Source organism: Candidatus Pelagibacter sp. HIMB1587 (genome assembly GCF_052047775.1).
Taxonomy (GTDB): Bacteria; Pseudomonadota; Alphaproteobacteria; order Pelagibacterales; family Pelagibacteraceae; genus Pelagibacter.
Window position 1 is genome coordinate 794217 of record NZ_JBNAJJ010000001.1, and the last position, 20852, is coordinate 815068.

The 20852-nt window shown below is 23.0% G+C and carries 18 protein-coding genes; all 18 read right to left on the bottom strand.

Going from position 1 to position 20852, the window contains the following annotated elements; genetic code table 11:
- Nucleotides 1-405: 405 nt before the first annotated feature.
- The 18 genes from ACTTBE_RS04385 to ACTTBE_RS04470 all read right to left on the bottom strand — a co-directional run bounded on the left by ACTTBE_RS04385 (nt 406) and on the right by ACTTBE_RS04470 (nt 20820).
- Nucleotides 406-1152: a methyltransferase domain-containing protein gene (locus tag ACTTBE_RS04385; RefSeq protein ID WP_440677299.1), complete on the bottom strand. Its 747-nt coding sequence runs from the start codon at nt 1150-1152 to the stop codon at nt 406-408.
- A 16-nt stretch (nt 1153-1168) separates the two neighbouring features.
- Entirely contained in the window at nt 1169-2194 is a 1026-nt protein-coding gene (locus ACTTBE_RS04390; RefSeq protein WP_440677301.1) for a glycosyltransferase family 2 protein, read from the bottom strand.
- A 20-nt stretch (nt 2195-2214) separates the two neighbouring features.
- On the bottom strand, nt 2215-3933 hold the full coding sequence (locus ACTTBE_RS04395) for a hypothetical protein (RefSeq protein ID WP_440677303.1): 1719 nt from the start codon (nt 3931-3933) through the stop codon (nt 2215-2217).
- Complete coding sequence (locus ACTTBE_RS04400; RefSeq protein WP_440677305.1) at nt 3933-4682, bottom strand: NTP transferase domain-containing protein; 750 nt, start codon at nt 4680-4682, stop codon at nt 3933-3935. Before ACTTBE_RS04400 ends, ACTTBE_RS04395 begins: the two co-directional genes overlap by 1 nt.
- Nucleotides 4672-5289, bottom strand: a complete 618-nt coding sequence (locus ACTTBE_RS04405; protein ID WP_440677306.1) for a gamma-glutamyl-gamma-aminobutyrate hydrolase family protein — start codon at nt 5287-5289, stop codon at nt 4672-4674. The genes ACTTBE_RS04400 and ACTTBE_RS04405 overlap by 11 nt, the downstream gene beginning before the upstream one ends.
- 3 nt (nt 5290-5292) lie before the next feature.
- Nucleotides 5293-6867 (bottom strand): hypothetical protein, encoded by a 1575-nt coding sequence (locus ACTTBE_RS04410; protein WP_440677307.1) that lies wholly within the window; start codon nt 6865-6867, stop codon nt 5293-5295.
- 58 nt (nt 6868-6925) lie between these two features.
- A complete protein-coding gene (locus ACTTBE_RS04415; protein WP_440677309.1) occupies nt 6926-7474 on the bottom strand; it encodes an adenylyl-sulfate kinase in 549 nt (182 codons plus the stop codon).
- Entirely contained in the window at nt 7471-9741 is a 2271-nt protein-coding gene (locus tag ACTTBE_RS04420; protein ID WP_440677311.1) for a PEP-utilizing enzyme, read from the bottom strand. The genes ACTTBE_RS04415 and ACTTBE_RS04420 overlap by 4 nt, the downstream gene beginning before the upstream one ends.
- On the bottom strand, nt 9734-10426 hold the full coding sequence (locus ACTTBE_RS04425) for an acylneuraminate cytidylyltransferase family protein (RefSeq protein WP_440677313.1): 693 nt from the start codon (nt 10424-10426) through the stop codon (nt 9734-9736). Before ACTTBE_RS04425 ends, ACTTBE_RS04420 begins: the two co-directional genes overlap by 8 nt.
- On the bottom strand, nt 10426-11436 hold the full coding sequence (gene pseB / locus ACTTBE_RS04430) for a UDP-N-acetylglucosamine 4,6-dehydratase (inverting) (protein WP_440677315.1): 1011 nt from the start codon (nt 11434-11436) through the stop codon (nt 10426-10428). Before pseB ends, ACTTBE_RS04425 begins: the two co-directional genes overlap by 1 nt.
- A complete protein-coding gene (locus ACTTBE_RS04435) occupies nt 11437-12381 on the bottom strand; it encodes a class I SAM-dependent methyltransferase (protein WP_440677316.1) in 945 nt (314 codons plus the stop codon). It abuts the gene before it with no gap.
- Nucleotides 12382-12387: 6 nt separating this feature from the next.
- Nucleotides 12388-13542, bottom strand: coding sequence for an aminotransferase class I/II-fold pyridoxal phosphate-dependent enzyme (locus ACTTBE_RS04440; protein ID WP_440677319.1), 1155 nt, complete (start codon nt 13540-13542; stop codon nt 12388-12390).
- A gap of 43 nt (nt 13543-13585) precedes the next feature.
- Nucleotides 13586-14857, bottom strand: coding sequence for a sulfotransferase (locus ACTTBE_RS04445; protein WP_440677320.1), 1272 nt, complete (start codon nt 14855-14857; stop codon nt 13586-13588).
- Nucleotides 14850-15788, bottom strand: coding sequence for a hypothetical protein (locus ACTTBE_RS04450; protein ID WP_440677322.1), 939 nt, complete (start codon nt 15786-15788; stop codon nt 14850-14852). Before ACTTBE_RS04450 ends, ACTTBE_RS04445 begins: the two co-directional genes overlap by 8 nt.
- A gap of 2 nt (nt 15789-15790) precedes the next feature.
- Nucleotides 15791-16831, bottom strand: coding sequence for a pseudaminic acid synthase (gene pseI, locus ACTTBE_RS04455; protein ID WP_440677323.1), 1041 nt, complete (start codon nt 16829-16831; stop codon nt 15791-15793).
- A complete protein-coding gene (locus ACTTBE_RS04460; protein ID WP_440677325.1) occupies nt 16828-17493 on the bottom strand; it encodes an HAD family hydrolase in 666 nt (221 codons plus the stop codon). Before ACTTBE_RS04460 ends, pseI begins: the two co-directional genes overlap by 4 nt.
- Nucleotides 17477-18964: an ATP-grasp domain-containing protein gene (locus tag ACTTBE_RS04465; RefSeq protein ID WP_440677327.1), complete on the bottom strand. Its 1488-nt coding sequence runs from the start codon at nt 18962-18964 to the stop codon at nt 17477-17479. Before ACTTBE_RS04465 ends, ACTTBE_RS04460 begins: the two co-directional genes overlap by 17 nt.
- 89 nt (nt 18965-19053) lie before the next feature.
- Nucleotides 19054-20820, bottom strand: coding sequence for an ABC transporter ATP-binding protein (locus ACTTBE_RS04470; RefSeq protein WP_440677329.1), 1767 nt, complete (start codon nt 20818-20820; stop codon nt 19054-19056).
- Nucleotides 20821-20852 lie beyond the last annotated feature (32 nt).

Here is a 20852-nt window from a genome sequence, read left to right on the forward strand (position 1 = left end):
TGTGCTAGTCAGAAAGTATTTTTTAGTATTTTATAAAATAAACTAAAAATAATTACTGCGTTTCTAATTGAAACTAAATTTCTGCCTTACCAAATAATTACAATACATTAATATGTGTGTATTTGACCACGAAAATTTTTTGTTATTCTATATAAATAAAGTTTTATATTTAGATATAATAATAAATTAATAGAAAGAATTTAAGAGTTGCTGATCAAGCACAAAGTGGATGAGTGCTTTAATGAAACAAATATAAAGAGTATAAATTTTTAATATAACCTTAATATAAAAAATTACTAAATTTCTTAAAAAAAATTTTAGTATTGGTTTAATAGAAATTAAATGGAAAAAAATTACCTCCAAAAAATATCTTATAATAATTTTTTTTAAAACTTTAATAATTATTTAAATTTTTGTACCAAAAAAAATTTGCTTAATTCTATTATCTTCTAAAAAATAAAACTTGGTAGAAATATCGAAATTACTAAACAATTCTTTATAATATTTTTCGGTTCTAACATTCCATCCATTTTCAATTTCCTTTTCTGCAATTTCTTCCACAACTAAAATTTTACCATTTGATTTAATTTTTTTTTCCAGCATACTAAAAATATTTAGCAGCTTACTTTTTTTAAATCCACCAAAGACAGCAAACACAAAAAGTAAATCAAAATAATTGTCAAGTTCTTTTTTTTCTTTCAAATTATTATAACTAAAATATTTCTCCTTTTTGGTATTGCTAAATTTTTTTAAAAAAAAATTAGTGCTCTCTACACCAACATAATTACAATGTAATTCTTTTACAAAAAGATCTGAAAACCTGCCATAACCACAGCCAAAATCAAGAATATTGCAATCTTTTTGTAATTCTCCATCCAAACATTTTAAAATAATTTTCTTATGTAAATTGGTTATTTTTTTTTGCTCTTCGGTATTAATTTGGTTTCCAAAAACAGAGGAATTGCCCATTTTTTCTGTTCTTTGTTCCCAATTCATTTCATAATTATTTTTTTTAAATATCAAAAGAACTCTTGAAAATATTTTTATAGGATTTTTTAAATATTCTAAAATTTTTTGTAAATTTTTTTTTTTATCATTAACAACTTTATCTGATAAGGAGGTTTTAAAATCTTCTAAAAGTATTTTATTCATAAATATTAATGATGTTTCAAAATTTAAAAATTCTTTTCACTCTCATAAACAAATAATGGAAGGGAGATAAATATACATTTACAAAAATTAAATTTTTTAAAATATGTTTCCATATACTTAAATAGCTCCATGATCTTCTATCTTTAGACAAGTAAATACTTACAATACCTCTAAAAAATTCTTTTAACGCAAAATTTTTACATAAATAATATCTTTTAAAAGGCAAACCTCTTGATCTATAATAATCTAACATTTCAGGTATTCTTACATTCAATATAAACATATAAAGTATTTTCCATTCTCTAACATCCTGTAGATTTATAGTCAGTGGTTCTGCTTGAATATAAGCTTTTGAGTTTTTAAATGCGTTTGCAAAAATAATTACATTAAAATAAGTATTATCTGGTGTTGAATACCATCTTTTATCTCGTGCATTTTTCATATTAACAAATTTGACATTTTCACTCCATAATTTTCTTCTAAATAAATTTAAAAACGTAGCTAAAAGAAAATCAAAACTAATTTCTGGATCTATCATTTCCCAAAAATTTAAAGTTTTACTTTTTTTTACTTGAGAAAATTTTTCCATTTTATTAGGCAAATTATAAGTGGAAAAAGGATGTTTATATTCTTTTAAAAAAGATAATTTGAGATTATATGAATTAATAAAAAAATAATCTACTTTTTTATATTTATTTAATAGTTTAGAAATTTTATTTAGTGAATGAGGTAATACTAAATCATCATTACCAAGTGTCCATACGAATTCACCCTCAGCCATTTCTACAACTTTTAAAAAATTTGTTGTGATTCCTAAATTTCTTTTAAATTTATGAAATTTTATATTTAATTTATTTGAATATTTTTTAATAATTTTACTTATATTGTGCTTTGATCCATTGTCAGAAATACAGACCTCAAATTTAAAATTTTTACAATTTTTTTTACTTATATGAATTGCCTCTAAACAATTCTCAAGATGCGTTGGTCTATTATAAGTTGGTATACAAATTGAAAGTTCAATCTTTTTTGTAATTTTCATAATCAGTTTTTATATTTAAATTACAGTATTTGAGATAATTTATTAATAAAATTATATTCAAATGGGTCTTTTGAATATTTGGATTTAAAAAAATTAACTGTAGATCTGACTTTTTTGCTTTGCCACCATTCATCAATATTGTTCCAATTATTGTTAATATGTTCAGCAGCATCAGCGGGTAATTTAAAAATTAATTTAGCATCCAACAATCTCTTATAATCAGACACAACCTTTGGATGCAAATGTCCAAATAAGTCTGGCCAACACGCTATTGTGGGAATGTTTAGATTTAAGTTTTCCAAAAATCCAGTACTATCGTAGTTAAAAAAAGCAACTCTAGTTTTTTTCATTAAATCAATAAAATTAATATTGTTGTTTACTTGAATTTTTTGTTTTTTAAAATACAAAGAGTTTTTTGTATTATTTCGTCCAAAAACACTTGGTTTAATAAATGTCTTTTCTTTTATAGAACGTGGCAGATGATGGATTAAATTTTTTACAATTTGCATGTCATTTTCTGTTTCTATAGGTCTTAACGCAGGCTCCCAACCATTCCGTTCACCTCTACACATGATACTTAAAAGTTTTTTGTCTCTATTAATTGGTTTTGCTACTCTAAAATTACATGTTGGAATTGTTTTTTTAAAATTATTTTTACCCCAAGAAATAAAATAATCACAAGTTCTATACTCTACTGAATACATACAATCTATTTTTGTAAAATAATTATTTCCATGTTGCCCAATATAATATTTAGATAAATTGTTATTAACACAATTTGCTACGTGCATTTTAAACACTTCGTCATTATAAAAATTTTGAGCAGTATAAATTTTTTTTGGTGTTTTTGGAAAATTCATCAAATTAGTAGTTTTTTGAATTTCACAAAAAGCTTCAACACAAGAAATGGGTAAAGAATTTTCCAAAGAAGTTCTGGCAATCTTTTCAACTAAACTTACATTTTTCTTTTGAAAATCTAATTTTGTTCTTTTTAAAATAGACAATTTTGAAGGATAATTGATTTCTTTAGGTAGCCAAAACTGTGGAAATTGTTTTTTGTTAAAATAAAAAAATAAATCTTGAATAGACTTTAGGTAAGAGCCTACAAATAAAATATCGTTATTTCTTTTAAATAGTGAACATAATCGATTTAATAAAAAAAAATAAACTTTTTTATGTTTAGACATTCTATAAAATTTACTTTTTTCATAAAAAGTTAATATTTGTAGATTTGGTTTAATTTTTTTTTTAGAAAAATTAACTTTCAAAATATTTTTATATTCATTTGCTATTCTACTAAAAATAATGCTTTGCCAGGATGAATCTTTACAAGCTTGATAAATACCACCTGTTTCTTTTGTTGCTAATGGATAGTTAGCATTATTTGAAACAATTATTTTTTTTATTTTTTTATTTTTTAATATTGTTTCAATTAAAAAAACTTTATTATAACATATATAAATATATTTTCTCAGCCAATGTCCCATGTAAATCTCCCAGGATCTTCTTGACCAATTTATTTTATGAAAATTATTTAGTTTCTCACAAATATCATCAAGTATAGAAAAATATATTTTTTGACAGTCTTTATATATTTGTATCTTTTTTTTTTTTGAAATATTTTTTAAAAAATAACTATTAGACGTTAATGCATTTTTTGAAAAATTCTTATAAGGATAAAAAAAATTTTTATTTTTTTTATATTCTTGACTTGTTGTTAAAATTAAAATTTTTTTCATCAAATTAAATTATTTTTAATTTGAAAATCTTTTTTAAAGTCTATTTCCATAAAGTTACCCTTATATTTAAGCACTTTTATAGATTTAGGATTTTTTCTTAAATATTTACTTAATAATTCTGTAAAAGAAATTTTATTAACATTTATGGAGGTTTCCTTTTTAATAAAAAATTTAATTTTTTTCCAACTAGTTGGTGAAATTCCAATTAATCCCATATATTGACCTTTTATTTCGCTCATTTTTTTTGGTTTATTACCAATCTCAGTTAAAAATAAGTGTTTATCATAATTGAACGTTTCAGCATCTATTAAAGGATTTTTAAAACGTTTTTTCCAAATTTTTTTCCAATTAACAAATGATGTAATTGAAATATCATATTTGTTTTTTAATAAAAGAGCTACAGCCGATTTGCTATAAAAAATATCTGAGTAAGATATGATTGTATAATTTTTTGATAAAATCTTATCTGCTGTCAGTAAAGAAGCTACCATGTTCGATTTCATCCACTTTGGATTATTGAAATACTTAATATTCTTTTTTTTTAAATGTATTTTAATCTTATTTTTTTTATAGCCAGTAATTACATTTATGTTGGTAATATTATTTTTTTCAAAAACATTTATAATGTTATCAATTAATGTTTTTTTATTATTAATTTTAATTAATGATTTAGGATAATCAATTCCTTTCAACCTCCTGCCACGGCCTGCTGCTAAGATCAATCCATTTAAATTGTTACTATTTTTCACTAATTTGAAATAATTTTTTTATATTTAATATATCATTTTTACTTATTTTTTTGTTTCTTTCTGGATGCCACATAATAGCTAGAGTTTTATATTTTTCTGACTCTATACCTTCTATTGAATTATCAGCTGCTATTGCACTAATTTCAAAATTCTTAGGACATTTGATTAATTTGTATTCATGGTAAGAATTGACTATTTTGTCAAATTTAAATTTTTTACTCTTGTTAATTATTAAATGATTTCTCTTCACATGGTTTTTTACTTTTCTAAGCTTAACTTTATTAAATTTTGCAATCATTTGCATTCCCCTACAGATTCCTAATATCGGTATAGAATTTTTTACAGCCCAATTTAATAGATTTAATTCTGTCTGGTCTCTATTTTTATATTTACCAATATTATCTCCTCCAGTTAAAATTAGACCTTTTATCTTTATTTTATTTAATATGTTGTTTAGTAATTTTTTTTTAGTATAAAAAATATTTGGTATCAGTATAGGTTTTAAATTAATATCAATTAACAGTTTTATAAGCCTTTGATCTAAGCTATCTCTATATTCATTAACTTTCTTTAATTTTGTAATCCTCTGAGATACTGCAATAAACATAATTTAATAAATATGATCTGCACCAATTATTCCGTGATTACCAAAATTTACATAATAACCATTAACGAATGGATTATCTGTTTCAATCGTAATCCAACCAACTTTTTTCATTAAAAATTTTTTTAATTTTTTATCCTCAAATGGATTGATTTTAAAAAAACCGTTATCCGAAATTTTAATTTTTTTTGAAAATGATTCTCTAGATTGATTCCAAAATGTTAATTTTGCATTTGCTTCTTTAAAGCCATCTTTTAAATAACTAAAATTTGAAATTAACAGTTCAAAATTCTTTTCATAGAAAATACAAGACCACTTAAAAGCTTTATTTTTATTCAAAATATCAATTACTGGTACATTGGCATTAAAGCAAATATTAGAGGATAAATTATACATTTTATTATATTGGCCAATATTTAAACCAAATTTTAATCTTGTTGGCGTTATACCTCCTCCAAATGTAGAAACTCTTGCATAACAATTCTCGTTAATACGTTTTAATGACTTTTTTGAAAAAATATCTGTAAGATTTAAGTAAATTGGCTTACTTAATTTTTTATCTAAAATATGGGTAAAGCTTAATTTTAAATTTTTTCCCTCACTAGAAAATAAATCAAATTTCAAAGAAAATTTTTTTTTAATAAAATTTGGATAAATTGCAAATTCAGTAAACTTTTTATTTTTGAAATAAACAGGAACAGATGTTGATGAGTCAAAAAAGATTTTCTTATCAGGATTTTTCCATAAATCAATTTTTTTGTTTTTACTATCTGATAAATCGTAATAACTATGAGTTAATGTTGAAAATTTATTATTAACATCTAATGCACCACACATAAATCTTGGAAAAAAATCTTTAAAATGATGATAAATCTTAACAGTGCCCTTTTCTTTTTTGAAAAATTTTTTTTCATTATTTTTTAAAAAAAAAATTATTTTAGTAGAATATGGTTTAATTGTGTCTAAAGTTATTATCTTTTCTTTTTGTTGTCCTTTATAATTTATTAGTTTTAATTTAAGTTTTTGATTTTTTAGGGTATTTGGACCATTCACAAATGAAAAAAAAGGTTTCACATAACTATAAGGTAATACATCAAAACCTGATTCTCCGACTTGTATATCAGTATTATTTTTTTTATCATCTAAGTTGTTAAAAATTCTGCCGCATGAATGCACATATGCATTTGAATTATTTCCTTTATAAGAAACCGTAATTGCTGGAAAAGGAAATACCATATCTTGGGTAGAATTTACCTCAATTTCAATAGATCCACATAACAAATTTTTAATTTTTTTTTTTTTTAAAATTTCTCTAACAGAGTATTCATGGCTGTTAGTTTCATTAATTATTTTGCTAAAAAAAAATAACTCACTACCTTTTTCGTCTCTTAATGTTGCTGAAATTGAAACCTCAGAAATATTTCTTTTTAAAAACCAATAACTTAAAAAAGTTATTCTAGTATCTAAGTTTTGATTTAAAATAAAAGGAAAAATAGCTGAAGATCTCAATACTGGTTTTTTAAATTCTTTTACAATATCTTTTTTTACTAAATTTGAAAAATGATTTTGAAAACTTCGCATAATTTATTAAATAATATTTATATTAATCATTTTTTTTAAATCTAGATTTTTATAAATTTTATTTTTGAACGTCTTTTTCTTTAATAAACTTATTCATTATTCGTTCAACAATCAATTTTTTATTTAATCTTTTTGACCATTTTACGTTCATCCAAGGTTTTTTTGGTTTGTCATATTGTAAATCTAATCCATAAAGATTCTTAATTTTACCTTCTGAATATTTTTTATAAATACCTTTTGGGTCTCTTAACTTTAATTCATTAATTGGAACATCAAGCATAACATCATAAAAATGAGGAATATTTACTTTATTCCAATTTTGAACTTCTCTCTGGAGTGCCATTACAGACATTATTACAATAAAATTTTGTTTTGCTAGATGTTTTGCTAATTTTGAGTAAAATAAACCTATATTTTTCCTATCGTTTCTGTGAAATGAATCTTTTTTTATAATAGTAGATGCACAAGCTCTCAGTTCATCTCCATCTAAATGGATAACCTTTTTGTATAACAATGATAATTTTTTTTTTAAAATTCTTGAAATTGTAGTTTTACCGCTTCCTGAAAGACCTGTTATCCAAATTACAGATGAGATATTTTTTTTCACAATAAAATATTATATAATTTTGATTTACAATTTAGCTCAATTTTTTTTGAATTACAGATCTCATTAAATATCTTTGGCCCACATCCAATCATTGCTGGCATATCTAATTCTGCACATCTTATAGTCATGTGTGAATTTGCACCACCATATTTAGTAATTAAGCCTGATATTTTTTTTGAAAAAATCCAATCATATCCAGGATCAGCATTTTCAATTACAACAATTTTATTTTTAAAATCTTGATTTTTAATTCCTGTATTAAAAATTTCTAAATTTTTAATTATAGTTTTTTTAGACACAAAATTTGGCTCATTTATTTGATACGGAACAACAAAAAAATTATTTTTTTCAAATAAAACTTGAGGTAACTTTATTTTTCGGTTTAAAAAATATTCTTTTTTATTTTTTAGGATCTTCTTCTTTATAATTTTGTCAGATTTATTTAGATCATTTATAGATAAATGTGCCATATCATCAATAGATATTTTTTTTGTTTTCAAATAATTTTTAATATTTTCCAAAAGTTGACTTAATTGTTTAGTAAATAAAAATTTAGAATATTCTCTTAATTCACATGATTTTTTTATGTATTCAAAAATTTTATTAGGATTTATATTTTTTATATTTTCTTGGGCCATTAAACGTTCAAACTTAGCTAAAATTTTTTTATCAGGTTGATATTTTGAGTCCTTAATATAACCTGCATCATATTCGAAGTTTTTCATTTGATCATATCTAGGTGATTTAATATTATAGGTTCCAGCTCTTAAATGACCATATATTTTCATAAATTCTGACTTCGATAATTGTTCCAATTTAACCTTTCGCATATCCTTAAGAAAAGATTTTGTAATAGTCTGATAAGATAATTGAAAGTTAGTATGTTGTGATTTAGTTATTATATCTTTCGCAATTAAAGATTTTAACAATGATTGGCCAATAAAAGCATGTCTAGCTAAAATTGCAAATGGTATTATCCCATTGATAGAAATATTTAATAATTGTTTTTTAAAATCTTTTTTTTCAATATATTTGATTTGATCTAATTCATTAAGAATTTTTATATATTTATCAAAATCAAAATTTAAAATTGAATTAAAAGTAAATTCTTTATAATTCGAAATAATTTCATTTTTTTCTTTGATTGTGAGAGATGAATATTCATTCTGTTTTAATCTATTTTTTAGTTGAAAATCAAAACAAGTAATTGCAACTTCAAATTCTATTTTATCATGTAAATTTAAATTATTTTTAAGTTTTGAAGCCCATATTTTCAAAAGTTTTTTTTTAATATTTTTAGATAAACTCTTAGGAAAAAAGGAATTAAAACTTTTTTTTACATCAATATAAGGTTTTCCTAAGATGCTAATCATTAGGTTTTTGCTGCCAGAAAAATTTGAATAACCCATTTTCTCTCTTGCAACAAACCAGTTCTTATCTGTAACTAGTTTCTTATATAAACTAAACGATAAATTTTCGGGATTCTCCCCAATTATTTCTGCTGGGTTCCAATCTGGCATCTGAGCTAAAATATTATTTTTTATTAGAGGGCCATATTTTATTTGAGCATCTGAAATTTTTTTTTTAATATCAACGTGGGTTCGAAAATCATTATCAATCAGTCTATTTGATATAGCCCTAACTTGTAAAATTACCACTTTAAAATTTTTTTTTAAAATGAACTCAATATCTAAAAAATTATTATTAAATAATATTTCAATTTTAATTATAGTTTTTAATAAACTTTTAAACCTTGGAGACTTAAGTTTACGTATACCTTGTCTCGATATATAAATTTTTTTATTTGCATAAACTCCTTGTCCAGATGTCACGTTGTTACTTGATTTAAGCTCATCATTATAATTTATGACATAATATGGTGAGTTATTTGCTATATCATATGTTAAAATTACTCCACTTATTGAAATAGATTTTTCATACTTTTGAACAATTATTTCATTTTTAGTAAAAAATTTATCTTTTTTTTTAAAATCTAAAATAATTTTTCTTATCAATTTGAACGTTTCTTTTGTAGATCTATTTTTTAGAATTTCTGAAATATATTTTCCTGCACCGCTTTCTGTTGAAGTATCTTCTTTTATTGATGATGATCTTATAATAACCTTACCTGGAATTTTTTTTATCTCTTTTAAAATTTTTTTTTTATCTTTATTAAATTCCAATACAGTAAATTTAGTGAAAGTTGGAACCTCGCAATAATTTTTTAAAACTTCTAACGTTTGAGCTTTAGTACCTAGTTTAAGCATTTTTAAAATGTTTTTTTTTGGCTAAAAGTTTTGCTAATTTTAAATCACTATAATTATCTATATCACAAACTCTATTATCTGGTATTATGACATAACCAATTTTTCCACCCAATATTTCGAATTTTTTACTTTTTGAGATATCATATTTAATCCAAAACCATTGTCCAGCATCAATAAAAGTGTCAGACAATTCTTGACTTCTGGCATTGAGAGTTGATTGATTAAAAAATTTAATTGTTTCATTTTTATTTTTTACAAATATCCTTTGATATCTACTGTCAATTTTTTTTACTGGCAAAACAGTTTTTATATTTTTTTTATTTAATAATTTAAATCCTTTTAAAACATCCTTGTAATAAGAAAAGGGAGAGTTCCCAAAGAAAACACATATGTCTATTTTATTTTTTATCTTTAACTTTAATAACACTTCTTTTATTGCGTCGATAGGAAGTGAATTATTTTTTGAATTATTTTTTGACCTTAAAAAAGGAACTTCTGCATTATATTTTTGAGCTATTTTTTTTATTTTCAAGCAGTCAGTAGAAACAATAATCCTATCAAAAATTTTAGTCCTATGAGCACAATTTATTGGCCAACTAATCATAGGCTTTTTTTCAAAAATTAATGTATTTTTATTTTTAATTCTAACGCTATTACCTCTTGCCAATATAATAGCTATTCTCATTAAAATTTATTTAGAATTTTTTTAATCTCTTTAATTGTTAAAAATTTGTTTTTATCTGAGGAAAAAACAAATTCTTTACTTACTTTTTTACCTCTCTCTTTTCTAATTAAGTGCTTAATGTTGTTCCTCTCTGGCAATCTTATACTTGAGGCAATGATAAAATATTTTTTAAATTCATAAGTATTATCGCTTGTCTCTTGTGGACATAAAATTTCATGATTTTTTTCTCCAGATCTTTTGCCAATAATTCTAAATTTTATTTTTGAGCTAATTGCCTTTCCAATATCTGTAATTCTTATGCTAGGCATTTTAGGAATAAATACTTCTCCACCTTTCATTTTAGCTATACATGAAATTACAAAATTTACACTTTCCTCTAAAGTTATAAAAAATCTTGTCATATTATAATCAGTAAGAGGTAAAGTATAAATTCCACTATCAACTAATGATTTAAAATAAGGTATTACAGAACCTCTTGAATTTATTACATTACCATATCTTACAACTGATAGTATTGTCGAGTCAGCGTTTGAAAGTATGTTTGAGTTTATAATTAATTTTTCGGCTGCAAGTTTTGTGGCTCCATATAAATTTATTGGATTTGCAGCTTTATCTGTAGATAGTGCAATCATTTTTTTTACCTTTTTTTCAATACAGACTTCAATCAAATTCTGAGTTCCAAATATATTTGTCTTAACACACTCTTGGGGATTTTCTTCAGCTATCTCTATATGCTTGAGTGCCGCTGCATGAATTACTATATCAACTCCATTTAGTGCCTCTCTTAATCTATTTTTATCTCTTACATCTCCTATAAAATATCTTACACCTTTAAAATTTTTTTTTGTATATTCTTTTCTTAAATTTGATTGTTTAAACTCATCTCTCGAATATATAATCATCTTTTTTGGTTTTGAAATTTTATAAATTGTTTCTATAAATTTTTTACCAAAAGAACCTGTACCACCGGTAATTAATATTTTTTTATTATTAAAAATTTTTGCGATCATTTAAGACTTATTATTTTTTGAAATTAAAATTATATTATCTGATAAATTCCTTAAAAAGTTAAAAATAAATACAGAACTTAAAAATTGCAGAAACTTATCAGTCAATAACTTTACATAATAAAAAAAACCCTTTCTAGCAAATAAAAAAGTTGCACAATCTTTATTGATTACTAAAAAATTATAATTTTTTAATATTTTTTCTAATCTTTTAAAATTAAATAATCTTTTTTTTATCTTAAATTTCCAATTTTCATCACCTTTTGTAAAAAAGAAATTATTTAACAATTTTGAATGTTTATATTTACTAAAATACTTTTTTAATTTACTGTCTATTAATATCGATCTAAAACTCTTCTGTAACATATATTTTTCATCAGTAACTAAGTATACAATTTTAAGTAAAAATCCTCTTAATGAAAACAAGCTGTGCAAAGAATACATATTTGATTGTGTCAATATAAAATGACCATTTTTTTTTAGAGTTCTTGATATATTTTTCATGCAATTATCTAAATCCCCAACGTATTGCAAAGCACCTAACACAATAACAACATCAAAAGAATCGTCTTCAAACGGGAAATTATCATCAATACTTCTGGTCAAAAATTTTGCTTGGCCTTTTTTAATGTAATCACTATTTTTTAATGATGTTTCTTGATTAAAATGTTCTGAAATATCAATTCCAGTAACATTATAGCCAATATCTAACATTTTTTTTGCAGTCTGACCTCCTCCATAACCAAGTTCTAATACTTTTATATTTTTTGGGTCAGGATAAAGCTTCTTTAAATAATCAATGCTTTTCTTTTGTCTTAACAGTAAGTGTGAATAATCTTTATAATCTGTTGTATAATAAAAATTATGCCATTTTTTTGTTTTTTCACTATTCCACCAGTTAGAAACTTCTTCTTTTTGCTTTTGAATGTCTTTCTTATTTTCAATCATCGAGGATTATTTAAATTTTTTTATTACTAATTTAATACATTTAATTACTTTATCACAATCTTTATACTTCATTGCATAATAAATAGGGATACTTAAAGCTGATTTATAAAAATTCTCTGTACCTCGCAATTTTTTTTTTGTACCAGCAAAGGCTTTAAAATTATAGATAGGTATATAATGGTATTGAGGAAATATTTTGTTAGCTATAAAAATATTAAATACTTTATCTTTAAAATATTTATCTTTAATCAAATTACTTTTAAACTTAATTACAAATAAATGCCATGAAGAGAAATTAATTAAATTTTTATCAGGTAAATCTATAAATTCGCTAAATTTTTCTAATTTTTTAAAATAATATTTGGCAATTTTTTTTCGTTTTGCCATAATTTTTTTCAAGTTATTTAATTGACTTATACCTAGAGCACAATTTAAGTCACTTAATCGATAGTTATAACCTAGTTCATTTATTTTATAATTCCAATATCTTTTTTTGTCTCTAATAATTCCATGTGATCTTTTGGCTATAATATTTTTATATATTTTTTTGTTATTTGTCGTAATTGCTCCGCCTTCTCCAGTTGTAATTGATTTCACAGGATGAAATGAATAAGTTGCAATGTCAAAATGTGAACAATTCCCAGAATTAAAAACTTGTTTTTTATAAATATATTTTGAACCAAAAGAATGACATGAGTCATTTATTAAAAAAAAATTAAATTTTTTTTTTAACTTAAGAAGATCATCGGTATATTTAATATGACCAGACATATGCATATTAATAACTGCTTTAATTTTTTTTAAATTATTATGTTTGATACAATTTACTAGAGTTATTGGACTCAGGTGGCCATCATTATCAACGTCTGCCAAAAATATATTGGCATTCATTTTTTTTAACATACTGTATGAGGCAATAAAATTAATTGCTGGAATAATTACATTATCTCCTTTTTTTATATTTATTGACTCAAACGCAAGATGTAATGCAGATGTACCACTACTTGTTACCAATGCATATTTTACCTTGTTAAAGTTTGCTATTTTCTGCTCAAATTTTTTTACATATTTTCCTGTTGTAATTAAATCGGATTTTAGTGATTGAGATATAATTTTAAAAGTATCTCCAAATATATATTGTTTGTTATAGGGGATTCTCATTAATTTATTTTTTAAAAAAAAACTTTGTGGTTAATTTTTTCATTTAGGTATAATTTTGTTTACCTACAGAAGGAAATAATTTTTGTTTTAACAGTCTAGGAAAATTTACCAGTCTTACAATTAAGCCAAAAATTAAAGAGATTAGTCCCAACTTTCCTACTCTTGATATTTGGTTTTTTCGAGCTCCACTCAAAGCGTAAGAGAAGTAAATGTTAATAACATCTCTGTTTAACATGTATCTTTTTTGCTGATCATAATGGTAAAATTCATTTTTGTTTATTTTTAGATAATCTAAATTAACATCCGAGATATTATAAATATAATTGCATATTTTTGTTTCTCTTTTAATTGTCTCAATTTCTGATTGTTTTAGTACCTGGGATGAATAATTGGAAAAAACTATACCTTTTAATCGACCCTTATGAGAATTCCCCCCCCAATCTTTGCCTGCTAATGTTGGTTTTAATAAAATATTATTAAATTCAATATCTAAAAATTTTGCTATGCTATTCATGGTTTCTTTTGTTCTATTTACTAAATCTTCATATCTATAAAAGAAAAAATTATCCTTATAACTTTCTTGCAAAAGTCTGTATCTTGTAACTGACACTTTCCAAGATCTTATAAGAGCTTTAAGATCATAATTGTCAAAAATTTTAACTAAGTAATTTGGTGGCACTGGTTTATAAAACCTTCTTGAACCATAAAAAATTCTTGCAATTCTTGTTTTTTCTGAGGCTATATAATCAATGGGATTTCTAACCGGTACTAGTACCTTAGAATTTTGAAAATTTTTAAAAAAATCTTCAAAATTATCTAAAAATATTCCTGTACTATTATGCATCACATAATACTTAAAATTTTTTTTATATTTACCTTCTTCCCAATTATCAAAATAAGTTTCAAAAAAATATTTATACATATCATTTATACATTTAATTTTTTTACCTTTATCATTTAAATCATTTATAAACCCATCTCTATTAAAATTAGTTTTAAAGTTGTCGTAATACGCTTTTTCATAATAATTTTTTCTAACACCAATTTTATCTCTTCTCTCTTTTCCCCATTTGAATACTGGATTTAAATCTTTTTCTAATTTAAAAAATTTTATTAAATTTCCATCAAAACTCTCATAACTTGGGACGCTTGTTGCTATTCCTGGAAGATTTTCCATAAAATCTAATGTGTGGTTTGATCTTGGAAAATTCATTTCGGTTGGCAAAGAACCCAGATCTTGATGAGAATCCAACAACCTGTTTAATAGTGATCCACCATGTCTAGTTATTGAAGCTATATAAGCAAGTTTAATCATATTTATTTTTAATAAAATTATATTTTTCAACTAAAGATTTATATTTTTTTCTTAAAGTTAAGTTTAGTTCATTTAATAAATGTAGTTCTCTTTGAATTTTTTTAAAGTTATTAATTTTTCTAGGGCATTTCTCTTGAAACAAAACTTCTTTAGTAAATTTAGATTTATTACAATTTAGAAATTTTTCAATTTTTTTAATTTTTAAATGTGGTTTGGATACAAAATTATCAAAATCAAGAACTATTAAATTTTTACTCGAAAATTTTTTATCTATTATTTTATATTCTTCTTGTAAATTATCATCAACCATAACAAATAATTTTTCAAAACTATTCAATTTTTGAAAATTATTTAAATTTATATTTTTTGAATAATAAGGAAGATAATATTTTTTTTTTTTTAAATAAAAAGACTCATTAAAAATTTCATTTTTATTATTATAAATCTTATTGACATTTTTTTTTCTCCAAGAATAAATAATATCAATAGGATGTCTTATAATATTAATAATTTTATAATTTTTAAAAGTTTTTGAAAAAGAATTCTTAAAAAAAAGACTGTTATGAATAAAAAAATTTGAGTATTTTTTTTTGTGTTTCAAAAAAGTTTTTTTTGAAATTTCTTCCTCTATAATTTTTTTTTGAATTTCCATAGAAGTTGAATTCTTCCATATTGATGAAAAGTCTTTAATTTTGATACTTACATTTCTCCCATTAAATTGATCATGCATCATTTTTTCAGACATTTTTTTAAAAAAAAAATCAAAAAAACTTGGATTTACTCTTTTGCAATAGGCCATTTGTAACAATCTTTCATAATCATAATTTACAACAAAAGGCTCAACATTTTTAAATGATGACACAATAGGAGCAATTAAACTTTTTCCAGATCTATTTACCCCCGAAACTATCAATAATTTGCTGTCAATCATAATTATTTAAACATATCAATTTTTATAGATTTAGGTGCCGCATAATTTCTTTTAGAAATTTTACCTATTATATTTTTTAAAAATTTTGGCTCTATTCCATATGCTCCCCGTAATGACTTAACATGATCTTTTGTAAATTTTTCGTTTTTTTTTATATCTTTTACTAAAATTAAAGATCTTTTATATTTTATACTAGGCTTCTCTGATGCTGTAATTATTAGTTTATTTTTACCTAAAACTTTTTTGATTTTCTTAGAATCTTTGATGAGGGATTTCATATCATCTAAACTAGATGAAAAATCTGCATCTAATCCTGTCTTACCAATATTAAAGTGTTTTTCAATTACTGTTGATCCTAGTGTTATACTGGTTAAGGCAGCTAAATTTCCGATGCTATGATCTGAAAATCCTATCTCAGTTTTAAATTTTTTTCTCAAAAATGGTATGGAACTTAAATTTAATTCATTCAATTTAGCAGGATAAGAGCTTGTACATTTTAGGATTATAATATCTTTTGCACCTTTTTTTTTCAAAAAATTAATACTTTCGGAAAATTTTTTTAAAGTTGAAACTCCTGAAGATATAATTATTGGTTTCTTTGTTGCTGCTACTCTTTCCAAGAGCTCAAAATCATTATTTTCAAAGGATGAGATTTTATATAATTTTGGTTTAAATTGTTCTAAAAAATTTACTGCCCTAACACTAAAGGGGGTGCTAAATAATAAAATTTTCTCTTTTTTCGCATGATTAAATAATTTTTCATGCCATTCTAATGGTGTTGTCCCTTTTTTATATAGATCATACAGCTTTTGTCCTTTCCATAAGTTTTTTTTTTCAGAAATAAAAAAAGACCCCTTTTTTGTGTTTATAGTCATATCATCAGCTGTATAGGTTTGAATTTTGACAGCACTGGCACCAATTTTTTTTGCTAATGTAATCATTTTTAAAAATTTCTTTAAAGAACCATTATGATTTGCAGAAAGTTCAGCTATTATGAAAGGGTCAAATTTTAATCCAATTTTTAGTTTATTCAATTTACTCATCTAATTCGATTTATTAATTTTATTAAATCACGATCTAAGTTTTTAATAAAATACTTAGCATTATAATTTTTATTGACTTTTAAATTTTTAAAGTTGCCTCTTAAAATTCTTATTGTAATAGAACCTTTTTTATTTAAATTTACAAAATCTTTTTTAGGATTATCACCAACGTATATCATTTGATCCCATTTGATATTTTCCTTGTTTATAATTTTTTTAAAACAGTTTAAGGAAGGTTTTTCAGATTTAATACCATACCTCCTTGTAATAAAAAAATTTTGAAAATAGTTGTTAATTTTTAATTTTTTGATTTTTGTTTCTTGAACATGTTTATTACCATCTGTCAAAACATATTTTCTAAAGTGCTTCAATTTTTCAAGACATCTAATTGTATCTTGGTATAAAGAGAGTCTATAATCATTATATCTATAAATATAAATTAACTTTTTTAATAAAGATTTAGAAAAAATTTTTTTTTTTTTTAAAAAAAAATCAAATAGTTTTTCTCTACCGAATAATTTCTCTCTAGAGATAATTGTTCTATAAATATTTTTTTCAAAATTATAATTTTTTATCAAATAATTTGAAACTGCCATTACTCCATTTGAGAAAAATTGTCTCTCATCATAAAGTGTATCATCTAAATCAAAAACTATTATCACTTAGTGAATATACTTTATTAATTTTATAAAAAACATTATTTTTATTTTTTTCTTTTTTAAAATTTTTATTATTGAATTTCAATTGCTCAAACATTGAAAATTTAAAAAAATCAATCCCTTTATAATATGAAAAGGCCATTGAACCTCCAACTCTAGGGTTGCAATCAAAAATATAAATTTTTCCTTTAATAATAAAACCCTGCATATTGAAAATACCGTATATCTTTAATTTTTTAATTAACTTTACAATTTGTTTTTCTATGTTTTTGTTTTTAAAAAAAACTGAAATTTCACTTTCTCCATTTTTAATTTTATTTCTCATTCTCATTAATGTAAAAATTTTTTCATTATTTCTTGAGGACCAACAATCAATTGATACTTCCTTACCATTAGCTCTTTCTTGCATGATAAAGTTATCTTCTTTATTTACTAATTTAACTGATTTTAAAATTGGAGAACCTGAACCAAATCTTTCTTTTAATATAAAATTTTTTTTTAAATCTCCTCTAAATTCTAAAGTTTTCAAACATGGAAAATTGTTATTTTCAAGAATTTTATTAAAATATAATTTGTCATTACAAATTTCAATATTTTTGTAATTTGTTACTAATACATTAACTCCTTTTTTTTTAAAAAAATTCTTATGCTTGGCCCAAAAATAAAGTTCTTTTTCTCTTGTTGGTAAAACAAAATTTATTTTTTGAATTTGCAATTTTTTTGATACTTTAATTTTGTTATTATCATTAAGCTTTGGAAGCTTTACTATATTTTTGACATATAATTTTGATGTTACAATTTTACTCTTGTCAGAAACATAAATTTTAGCATTTGCAAAATATTTTCCCAAAGTAACTTTTAAAATTTCAATCAATGAAATTTTATTAGAAGAAGATGTGATTAAGAAATTAATGTTTTTTTTTATACGATCTTTTGTAATTATCTTGCTATAAAAGTATGAACTTATTAATGTTTTATTTTTAATTCTATGATTTTTAAAATAACCAACTTTTTTATAATTTCTATCATTGAGACATTTCAAAATTTCTTTTCTAAAATCATAAACCTCAGAATTAATCTGGTATATTTTGTTCTTTGATGCTACATCCTCTAAAAATTTTAATGTTTCATTAAAACATTTAATTATTATTTTCGGTTCATTATACTTTTTTTTGACTAAAAATGAGATTTCTGCGGCTCCTAACTCCCATTTAATATTTGTTAAACCACAATAACCTATAAATTTTTTGTTTCTAAGAATAACATATAAGATATTTTTTGGTTTTTTTAACTTTAGATCTGGAAGTACAATTTCATTAAAATATTTTAACTGATCTAGTTTTGATAATTTTTTTTTTTGCCTTAAGACGTGAAGTTGTTCATTTCTTAATATTCGCAAACTCTCATGATCACTAAATTGTATTGACCTAAATGATAATTTTAATGAGCTAATACTATCTTTTGCTTTGATCATTAATACCTTTTTTATATTTTTCTCTTAATCTTGATATTAAATATTTTAATTGTGAGTTAATAAAAAAATAAACTTCATCTTTTATAAAATCAAAGATTTTTTTCAAATAAACTTTCAAAGTTACCCTCATTCACAATAGATCCATTCTCAATGATAAATATATTATCACATTTTTTTAAAGTATTGGTTCGATGAGCAATAATTATAATTGTTTTTAACCCTGAAAATTTATCTATTGCATTCATTATATTTTTTTCACTATTTTCATCTAAAGAGCTAGTAGCCTCATCAAAAATTAATACATTTGGATTGTGATAAAGAGCTCTTGCTATTCCAACTCTTTGTTGCTGACCACCGGATAGCTGAACACCTCTTTCACCTAATTTTGTGTTTAAATTTTCAGGGAGTGTACTTACAAAATCTGATAGATCAGCCAATTTTATTGCATTTTCAATTAATTTGTTGTCAATAGCTTTTTGATCAATTCCAAATGCTATATTTTCTTTAAGTGAGCCTTCACACAAAAATATAGATTGTGGTACATAACCAATATTTTTTTGCCAACTTTTTATATTTTTTTTGTCTAACTTTCTTCCATCAACACTAATGTTGCCTGTATTTGGTTCCAGCAATCCTAATATTAAATTTACTATTGTAGATTTTCCAGATCCAGATTGACCAGCTATACCAATTATATTGTTGGCAGTAATATTAAGATTTAAATTTGAAATTTTAAATTTTTTTCTTTCTTTAAATGAAAAACCTATATCTTTTAATCTTATATTTTTAAAATTTTTAAAATCCTCTTTTTTTTCTTCGTATAAAGTTTTATTTTCAATAGATTTTTGTAAATCATAATCAATTGAATCTAATGCTGAAATATTTGATTTTATATTAGTAATATTCATATAAATTTGCTGGAAAGATGGTATCAATTTGTAACCAGCGAGCGCAAAAAAAGCAATTTTAGGAATTACCGTTTGAAAGTTTCCTGGACTATTTAGATTTAATAAAACTATTAAAATTACTACACACCCAAACGCGATAAATTCTATTAAAAATTTAGGAATTCTCATAAGATTAATATTTAAAGCAGCAGCTTTTGCTAATGCAAATGACTTTGTATTAAATTTATCGATAAAATATAAACTCGTATTTGATAAAATTACATTTTTAATTCCACCAAATGCTTCAGATATAATTTGGTATTTTTCTTTATTATTTTTTGTTAAGATTACACCATTGTTATAAGCTTTCTTTCTAATAGCTTTATAAATTAAAAAATAAGAAAATAAGAAAATTAATATTCCAAAAATTGCTACATATGGGTTTACCAAAAAAATTCCAATACACATTGGTATAGAAAAACATATTCTTGATATCATTTGCAAAGTTGCATCAGCTATGCCGCGAGTTACTCTTGAGCATTCGTGATGAATGTTATTTAATATTAACGAGCTTGAGGTATTTAAATGATAAATCCAATCTTGACTAATATAATGTTTAAAAAGCCTATTTGATAATTCAGCAGCGATTTGGTTTGCAAAATTAGCTAATAATACTATTGTCATTACAGACGATATTGTAGATAAAAGTAATAGGAAGAAAACTAGAAAACCTGAATAAAGTACAAATTCACTAACATCTGAAAAATTAAAAAACATATAAATTCTGGAAAATATATCGTTCTCAAAAACAATATTTTCATTAGAAACTAATGAGATAAATGGTAAAATTGAGCTTACTCCCAATATTTCTATAAATGAATTTAAAACTACAATTATCTGCAGAATAATAAATTTTTTTTTTTGTTTTGTATTTAAATATAAAAATAAATTTTTTAATTTTGAGAACATTGAAACAGATTATTATTCTAATAATATATTGT